This is a genomic window from Bradyrhizobium sp. PRIMUS42 (assembly GCF_023006515.1).
Taxonomy (GTDB): domain Bacteria; phylum Pseudomonadota; class Alphaproteobacteria; order Rhizobiales; family Xanthobacteraceae; genus Bradyrhizobium.
In genome coordinates this window covers 1-8,718 of the sequence record NZ_JALBGZ010000223.1, presented here as the reverse complement: position 1 = coordinate 8,718, position 8,718 = coordinate 1, and the positions used below count along the sequence as shown (strand labels likewise).

Below are 8,718 nucleotides of genomic sequence, written 5' to 3'. Positions count from 1 at the left end.
AGCGCCTCGAAGCCGCGCCGCTCGCCGCTGAGGGCGTCGACGAACGGCTGGTAATGCACCTCCAGCTGGCAGCGCGCGATGGCGTCGCGCAGATCCCCCTCAAGCGTGTTGCGGGCCTCCAGCTCGGCCGACATCGCCTCGTCGTAGATGGTGAAGCAGTTGCGGCCCGCCGATTTCGAACGATAGAGCGCAAGGTCCGCCTTCTTCAGGAGCTGCTCCTGGTCGCGGCCGTGATCCGGCGCGACGGCGATGCCGATGCTGGTGCCGATCTCGACGCGGTGACCGGGCAGGAGGAACGGTTCGGTCAAAAGCTTGGCGATCCGCGCCGCCAGCTCGGTCGAGCAGGCGCGCTGGTCCTGGCACCGCTCCTGGATGATGGCGAATTCGTCGCCGCCGAGCCGTGCCAGCACGTCGTTGGCGCGCACGGCCGATTTCAGCCGCTGCGCCACCTGGCGCAGCAGCGTATCGCCGGCGCCGTGACCGAGGGAGTCGTTGACGTTCTTGAAGCGATCGAGGTCGAGCATCAGGATCGAGAAGGTCGGCCCGCCGTCCTCCAGCCGGCCATTGAGCTCGTCGAGCCGGGCGAGGAAGAACGCGCGGTTCGGCAGGCCGGTCAGGACGTCGGTCTGGGCGAGCTCGAGCACCCGCCGGTTGGCCAGCGACAGCCGCCGCGAATTGCGGCTGGCGAGCATGAGATAGGTCGACAGTGACAGCGTCAGCAGCATGCCGACGATCAGCACCGCGCCCGCGCGATCATAAGTCGTCTCCAGCGGACCACCGGCAGTTGGCACCGCCCGCACCTGCCAATCGGTATCGCCGATCTTGAGACTTCCCGACCAGTGCAGCGCCCGCGCGACGTCCCGCATCGACTGCGGCCCCGTCGCTGCCGACGAATAGTCCGGCAGCATCTGCTCCAGGCTGACGATCTGCGCGGAGAAGGGCGGATAGACGTTCATGCTGACCGCGGGGCTTGCTCCGGTGGTCACGCGAATGGTCTGGATCAGCAGGGGCAGGTCGAAGACGCCGACCACGAAGCCGGCGAGATTGCGGCGCCGGTCCGCGTCCGTCTCGCGCGACGTTCCCTTGGCGTAGACGGGAACGGCAACGAGGACATCGGGCAGCCGGCCCCCTTCCCTCGGCTCGAACAGCCGCGTGCGAATGGCTGCGACCTTGTCGTTGTCGCGCGCACGCTCCAGAAACGCGCGGCGCTCCGGAACGGTGGCGTAGTCCATGCCATAGACCGCCGAGGTCTTCGGCTGCGTCGAGTAGTACACCGGAAAATATTCATCGCTCTGCGGCGCAGTCGCGAAGCTCGCGCCCTGAAGCGACTTGATGCGATAGCCGGAAACGCCGTCCATGATCGCCGCGGCCTCGTATTCCGAGCGCTCCTTGCGGTTGACGCGCGGCAGCCAGGCGATGCGGAGCATGCCGGGATGGCGCTCGAACAGGCGGGCGCTGAAGGTCTCGAATTCACTGCGGGTGACCTCGTCGTTGGTCGATTCGAACAGCGTGCGCAGCGCGACGAGCCTGGAGATGTATTCGCCCATGCCGTTCTGCATGACGATCGCTTCGGTTTCGGCCGCGTTCTCGAACTCGATCCTGTTGACGCGATCTTCCCACCGCGCCACGGCGGCCGCGCCCACGAGCGAGAACAGAAGACCGACGCCGGCCGCGACGAGCGCAGGGCGATAGAGTCCGAGCAGCGGCGCGGCACGCCACCACCCGGTCATGCGCCTCCGATCCTGATCGTTCTGGTCGCGATCGCCCATCCTGAAGCCGCCGTCCCCCATCTGCGACGAGCCGAACCTCTGGTTGAAGCACCGGCGCTGCTATCGGAACAAGGCCGCGGTTAAGAACTGCACAATTTCGGAACCGGATCGTTATGCAACGCGTGAATTAGTTAATGAAGTCCGTGAATGACCCGGCATTGTGGAAGCAACTTGCCGGTTTTGCCCGGAGTACTACGGCCTGCCGACGCGCTGCCGGTTAGCGAGCTATTCAGGCTGCGGGGATATCTTGCACAGGTCCTCTTCCATCCCTCCGGCAACACTTCCCGATGTATCGATTTCGATCAGCGACATCCGTCGTCCTGACCATCGTGCTCCTGGCTACGACCATGCTTCCGGCGAAAGCCGAGGAGGCCGGTGTCAGCGAGGACGCGATCCTGTTCGGCCAGGCCGCCGCGCTGGAAGGCCCCTCCTCCGCGCTGGGACAGCGCATGCGGCAAGGCATCGTCGCAGCGTTCACCGAGATCAACGCCAAGGGCGGCGTTTACGGCCGCAAGCTCCAGCTCATCAGCCGCGATGACGGCTACGACCCCGATCGTTCGGTGGCCCAGACGCTGCACCTGATCGAGGACGACAAGGTGTTCGCGCTGATCGGCGCGGTCGGCACGCCGACCGCGATGGCGACGATTCCGATCACCAGCGCCAGGAACGTTCCCTTCATCGGCCCGTTCAGCGGCGCTGAATTCCTGCGCGACCTCGAACTTGCAAACGTCGTCAACATCCGCGCGAGCTATGGTGCGGAGGCCGAAGCGTGGATCAAGCACCTCACCGAGGATCGCAAGTTCACCCGCATCGGCATCTTCTACCAGGACGATTCCTTCGGCCGCGATGGTCTGAACGGTGTGAAGCGCGCGCTCGCCAGGCGCGGCCTGGAGCTTGCCGCCGAAGGCACCTTCGAACGCAACACCCGCGCGGTCACGGCTGCCTGGCGCATGATCAAGCGCGCCGAACCCGAGGCTATCGTGATGGTCGGGACCTATGGTCCCTGCGCGGAGTTCATCAAGCTCGCGCATCGCCGCGGCTTCTATCCGACTTTCGTCAACATCTCCTTCGTCGGCGCCAATGCGCTCGCCAGGGAACTCGGCCCCGACGGCGAAGGCGTCATCGTCTCGCAGGTCGTGCCGTTTCCCTGGGATCGCTCGCTCAAGCTCGTCGCCGACTACCAGGCGGCGCAGAAGGCGTTCGATCCGACGCTGACGCCGGACTTCGTGTCGCTCGAAGGCTATCTCTCCGGCCGCCTCGCGGCCGCGGCGCTGGAAAAAGCCGGGCCGAAACCAACGCGCGCAAGCCTGCTCCGCGCCATCAACGATGTCGGCCGCTTCGACATCAGCGGCAGCATCGTCAGCGTCGGCATGCGCATGCTCGACACGCCGCCGAAGGTGTTTTTGACGGTGATCCAGAAGGACGGGACGTTCAGGGCGGTGGATCGGCTTTAGGGCCGCCGCGTCCAGCGCTCGGCGTTGACCGCCCCCGGCGGGACCTCGCCTTTGACGATCGCCTCGACCTGCCGGACTGTTTCCAGCGACTGATATTCGATCGCCTGCGGCGTCAGCCCACCGACATGGGGCGTTGCGATCACGTTCGGCAGCTTGGCGAGCTCGGGCGTCGGCATCTGGTCGGGCGCGCGGCCGACGTCCATAGCGGCGCCGGCGATGCGGTTTTCGCGCAGCGCCTTCGCAAGCGCCGCTTCGTCGACGAGATTGCCGCGCGAGAGATTGATGAACACGGCATGCTTCTGCATCCGTGCCAGCGCAGCCTCACCGATCAAGTTCTCGGTCTGCTCGTTGGCGATCGCAAGGCAGACGACGTAGTCCGATGCGGCGAGCAGCTCGTCGAGACCGACCTGCCGGATCGCGGCATCGCTGACGATAGCGAAAGGATCGGAGACCAGCACCTCCATCCGCAGCACATTTGCGACCTCGGCGAGATAGCGGCCGATGCTGCCATAGCCGATGATGCCGATCCGGCTACCGGCGAGCTGGCGGCCCATTCGTGCTTCCGCCTTGCGGCCGGCCTGGTAGTCGGCCGTGCTCCGCGAGACGCCGCGGGAGAGATCGACCATGAAGCCGAGTGCGAGCTCGGCGACGGCCTGCACGAAGCCGGGCCCGGCGCGGGTCACGAGCACGCCTGCTTGCGAGGCCGCCTCGACGTTGACGTTACGGATGTCGACAGCACAGCGGACGAAGGCCCGCAGATGCGGCAGCTGCGCAAAGATCTCGCCGCGCCCTTCCGTCATGCGGTCGGCAACGATGATGTCGACGTCTTTCGCCGCGCGCACGAGGCCGGCGGCGTCCAGGGGGTCATCGCCCTCGTGCAGGATCACCTCCGCGGCAGCGCGAAGACCGTTCAGGCTGCGATCGCCGTAATAGTTCCGCCGCATCTCCGGCGTGTGAGCCAATAGAATCTTCACGGCAAAACTCCTTCAGTAGCCGAATGCCCGCGGCAGCGCGGTGCTCAGCCACGGCACGAAGGCGATGACGAGCAGGCAGAGGAACAACAGGCCGAGATAGCCCATGATCGGCTTCACCGTCTGCTCGATCGGCACGTTGCCGATCAGGCAAGCGCCGTAGAGCCCGAGCCCGAGCGGCGGCGCGAACAGGCCGATGCCCATGGCGATGACCAGGACGACGCCGAAATGCAGCGGATCGACGCCGAGCTGCACCGCGACCGGCAACAGCAGCGGCCCGAAGATGATCAGCGCGGCCGCGCCTTCCAGCACCGAGCCCATCACGATCAGCACGGCGATCGCCAAGAGAATGAACAGCCACACGCCTGAGGTCTTTGACAATCCGAGCATGAAATCGCCGACCGCATGCGGCACCTGCTGCAAGGTCAGCGTGAACGCCAGCGACTGCGCGGCGGCGACGATGAACAGCACGAGACCTGCGCGCGTCGCGGCCTGCACGAAACTGTGCGCCGCCGACTTGAAGCTGAGCTCGCGAAACACCACGCTGCCGACGACGAGCGCATAGGCCACCGCGAAGGCGGAGATTTCGGTCGCGGTGGCAAAGCCGCTCTTGAAGCCGAAGAAGATCATGAAGATCAGGCCGAACGAGGCGATCGCGCCGCTCCACAGGCCCGAAACCGGCATCTGCGGCTCGACCTCCTCGACCTGCGCCGGCCGCTTGCCGAAGATGATGGACACCGCGATCAGGACGGCCGCCATCAGCGCCGACGGCAGCAGGCCTGCGACGAACAGGCCGCCGATCGACAGGTTGGCCACAAACCCGAGGATGATCAGGTTGATGCAGGGCGGGATGGTCTCCGCCATCACTGCGGAGGCCGCCAGCAGCGCCACTGCGCCGCCCGGATTCTGCTTGGAGCGGCGCGCCGCCGGAATCAGCACCGAGCCGACCGCGGCGACGTCGGCCATCTTCGAGCCCGAGATGCCGGAGAACAGCACCATGGAAGCGACCATCACGACGTTCAGCCCGCCGCGCATGCGCCCGACCGCGCGCTGCAACAGCTCGATCAGCCGCACCGACATGCCGTTGGCTTCCATGAGGTAGCCGACGAGGATGAAGAAGGGGATCGCGAGCAGCACGAAATTGTCGATGCCGCGCGCCATCTGCTGGGCGAAGATGACGCCGGGCAGCGCGCCTTCGACCCAGATGAAAACCAGCGCGGCGAGCGCCAGCGCAAAGCCGATCGGCAAGCCGCCGAACAGCGTTGCGAAGAAGCCGATCAGCATCAACGTGCCCGCCGACGGCACCGAGGACGGCGACAGATAATCCCAGGCGAGATAAAGGCCGGACACGACGACAATGGCGACGAGGCCCCTGACGATGTCAGGGAGCGGCCGCGCGCAGAGGTGGTCGATCGCGAACACCGTCATGAAGAGCGCGCCGACGCCCATCGGGTAGAAGGTCAACTCCAGCGGCAGGCCGGATCCGGTGGTCTGGCCCGCCGTCAGCGAGCCCAGCTTGATCGCATGGTAGGCGACATAGCCGGAGATCAGCACGACCAGCAGGGCGCTCGCGGCATCGACCAGCGCACGCAACCGCACCGGCAGCAGGTCGCGGAAGAAGGACACGCCGACATTCTCGCCGCGCGCGAGCGCACTCGCCGCCCCGAAGAAGGCCGATCCGACCATCAGCCCGCGCGCGACGTCATCCGACCATTCGACCGGCGCGTTGAAGAAGAAACGCAGCAGGACGGAGGCGCAGACCACCACGAGATCGGCGGCCAGCAGGATGGCCGCGATCGCGTCGCTGGCACGCAGCAGCAGGGCGATGCTCCCGTGGCGGCCGCCCGAAACGGGCACGGCGGCTGTCATCACCAGCTCAGATTTGGTCATCTCAGGCTTGGGTCGCGCGGATGATGTCGATGACGGCCTTCGATTCAGGCCGCGCCTTGATGAAGTTCTCGGTCTGCGGCGCCACGCGCTTCCTGAACGCCTCGCGGTCGCATTCGGCCACCGTCACGCCCTTCTCGGTCAAAGCCGCCAGCGCCTCTTTCTCGACCGCAAGTCCATGGGCGCGCGTGTCGGCCGCGGCCTTCTTGGCGGCATCGAGGAACCCCTCGCGCAGCTTCGGATCCATGCGGTTGTAGGTCACGTCGCTGAAATAGATCGCGAGCGGCGAGAAATTATGCTGCGTCAGTCCGTAGAACTTCGACGTTTCAAAGAACTTGCTGGCCAGGATCGTCGGCGGATCGTGCTCGAGGCCGTCAAGCACGCCGGCCTGCAACGCGGTGTAGATCTCACCGAACGCCAGCGGCGTCGCCGCGGCCCCCATCAGCCGCAGGCATTCGGTGATGACGGGGTTCGGCAGCGTCCTGATCTTGAGGCCCGCGAGATCCTCCGGCGTCTTCACCGGCTTCTTCGCCAGCACGCTGCGCGAGCCGAAATTATAGGCCCAGGCGATGATGCGGATGTTACCGCCCTTGAGCAGAGCGTCTTCGATCGGCTTTGCGGCGCCGGCATCGAAGGCCTTGGTCTGCTGCGGAAAGCTCGAGAACAGGAAGCCGAGATCGAACGTGCCGACCAGCGGCACCAGATTCGCCGAGATCGACGAGCCCGACACCATGAGGTCGATGACGCCGAGCTTCACCGAGTTGATGACGTCGATCTCCTGGCCGAGCTGGTTGTCGGGAAAGAAGGCGACCTCGATCTGCTCACCAAGCCCGTTCGCCTTCAGGCTCTTGACGAGATTGTCGTAGTAGACCCGGCCGTTGGCGAATTTGGGATCGTTCGGCAGCGAGGAGGAGCATTTCAGCTTCAACGTCGCGGCTTCGGCGCGGCCGATGATGGCGGGGGAGAGCACGAGACCGGCGGTGACCGCCGCCGATGACTTGATGAACGCGCGACGGTTCACGGGCACGATGGTCATGGTGCGGTCTCTCCCAAATTGTCTTTTTTGTTCGCCGCGGTCGTTGCCCCAGCCTGTTGCGCGGACTGTATGGCCAAAGCGGCGGCACAGGCAAGCGAGGCTCCCTCGCCTTCGACGTGCCGCACGAGGAGTCTAGCGGCGTCCGCAAGCACGACGAATCGACCAGGATTCCTGCGGACTTACGACGAGGATCGGCCTGCGGCCACACCCGCGCAACGGGCGCCGTCGCGCAGGATCGACATCAATCCAATTGGAGCATGGATCAATGCGCAATTCACATGGGTGAACCCAGAACGATGCCTTCCGGTCGCAGCAGACACCTGCCCCATTTTGCCGCACGACGAACGTGATCCAGTGCACAGACGGACTTCTGGCGGCCCCCTAGAAAAAGTGACATCATCGCGCATTGCCGATGGAGGTGACACCATGCGCCGTCCAGTCTTTTCCAATTTGCTGCTTGCATCCAGTCTTCTTGCGCTCACGCAAATGATGTCACCGACGGACGCCGCCGCCGAAGCGCGGCTCGCGCTGGTGATCGGCCAGTCCGCCTATCGCACTGTGCCGGAACTGCCCAACGCCGCCAACGACGCCAAGGGCATGACCGAGCTGCTCGGCAATGCCGGCTTCACCGTCACCACGGCCGCCAATCTGGCGCAAACCGAGATGCGCGCGGCGATCTCGGATTTCGCCGGCAAGGTCAGCGCCAGTGGCGCCGACACCGTTGCGCTGGTGTTTTATGCCGGCCATGGCCTGCAGATCGACGGCGAGAACTATCTCGTTCCTGTCGATCTCGATCCCAAGCGCGAGGCCGACATTCCGCTCCAGGGCGTCCGGCTGAACGACATGCTCAACACGCTCGGCGCGCTGCCGACGCGGGCGCGCATCTTCATGCTCGATGCCTGCCGCAACAATCCATTCCCCGCGCTGAGCGGCGCCGGCCACGGACTTGCGATCGTCGACACCAAGGCCGGTGCGCCCGGCTCGTTCATCTCCTATTCGACCTCGCCCGGCGCCGAAGCCGAGGACGGCTCCGGCATCGACAGCCCCTACACCACCGCAGCACTCACGGTCGCCAAGCAACCGAACCTTCCGATCGAGGAGGTGTTCAAGCGCATCCGCGTCGCCGTCGCGCAGTCGACCGACGGACGGCAGATTCCCTGGGAAAGCTCGTCGCTGACCACCGACTTCAAGTTCTTCGGCGAGAGCAGCGGCAGTCAGCCTTCCCTTCCGGGCGCAAATTCGATGGCGCTCGCCAGCGGCACGCGCAGCGTCGAGGAGTGGCGCAGGGACTTGCAGGGCAAGCCGGCCATGGTCGCCTATGAACTCGTCATCACCGACGACACGGTGCCGGCGTATCAGGCCTATATCGAGCTGTACGCTCAGGACACACGCACGCCGCGCCTGCGCACGGTGCTGGAACGACGGCGCCAGATGCTGGCCTGGGAGCGCGCAACCGCGATCAACACCCGCGCTTCGTTCGAGGCGTATCTTGCGAATTGGGACAACAGCGACCTCGCCGCGACCGCGCGCCGGCTGCTGCTCCGCGTGCAGAACCGCAATTATGGTGTGCCTGTCGCCGCTGCGGCGACCCCAGTTGCCGT

6 protein-coding genes are annotated in these 8,718 nt (G+C 65.6%); 2 read left to right on the top strand and 4 right to left on the bottom strand.

Annotated features, from left to right (window positions below; translation table 11 throughout):
• Positions 1–1,730: diguanylate cyclase (locus MOV75_RS18005; protein ID WP_247006301.1), on the bottom strand; the 1,730-nt coding region annotated here is incomplete at its 3' end.
• 326 nt (positions 1,731–2,056) lie between these two features.
• Here MOV75_RS18005 and MOV75_RS18000 point away from each other — a divergent pair.
• A complete protein-coding gene (locus tag MOV75_RS18000; protein ID WP_246928443.1) occupies positions 2,057–3,223 on the top strand; it encodes an ABC transporter substrate-binding protein in 1,167 nt (388 codons plus the stop codon).
• On the opposite strand, the gene MOV75_RS17995 is transcribed toward MOV75_RS18000, so the two are convergent.
• The 3 genes from MOV75_RS17995 to MOV75_RS17985 are packed head-to-tail and all read right to left on the bottom strand — an operon-like array spanning position 3,220 to position 7,117.
• Entirely contained in the window at positions 3,220–4,197 is a 978-nt protein-coding gene (locus MOV75_RS17995; protein WP_246928446.1) for a hydroxyacid dehydrogenase, read from the bottom strand. The genes MOV75_RS18000 and MOV75_RS17995 overlap by 4 nt on opposite strands.
• 12 nt (positions 4,198–4,209) lie before the next feature.
• Positions 4,210–6,084, bottom strand: coding sequence for a TRAP transporter large permease subunit (locus MOV75_RS17990; RefSeq protein WP_246928448.1), 1,875 nt, complete (start codon positions 6,082–6,084; stop codon positions 4,210–4,212).
• 1 nt (position 6,085) lies between these two features.
• Positions 6,086–7,117: a TRAP transporter substrate-binding protein gene (locus tag MOV75_RS17985; RefSeq protein WP_246928450.1), complete on the bottom strand. Its 1,032-nt coding sequence runs from the start codon at positions 7,115–7,117 to the stop codon at positions 6,086–6,088.
• A gap of 426 nt (positions 7,118–7,543) precedes the next feature.
• Between MOV75_RS17985 and MOV75_RS17980 the strand changes: the two genes are divergently transcribed.
• A partial coding sequence (locus MOV75_RS17980) for a caspase family protein (RefSeq protein WP_247006299.1) occupies positions 7,544–8,718 on the top strand: 1,175 nt, incomplete at its 3' end.

Bases quoted from the DNA above. Each gene is read 5' to 3' on its own strand.
- MOV75_RS17985 (WP_246928450.1), bottom strand. From the start codon at position 7,117: ATGACCATCGTGCCCGTGAACCGTCGCGCGTTCATCAAGTCATCGGCG.
- MOV75_RS18000 (WP_246928443.1), top strand. From the start codon at position 2,057: ATGTATCGATTTCGATCAGCGACATCCGTCGTCCTGACCATCGTGCTC.
- MOV75_RS17990 (WP_246928448.1), bottom strand. From the start codon at position 6,084: ATGACCAAATCTGAGCTGGTGATGACAGCCGCCGTGCCCGTTTCGGGC.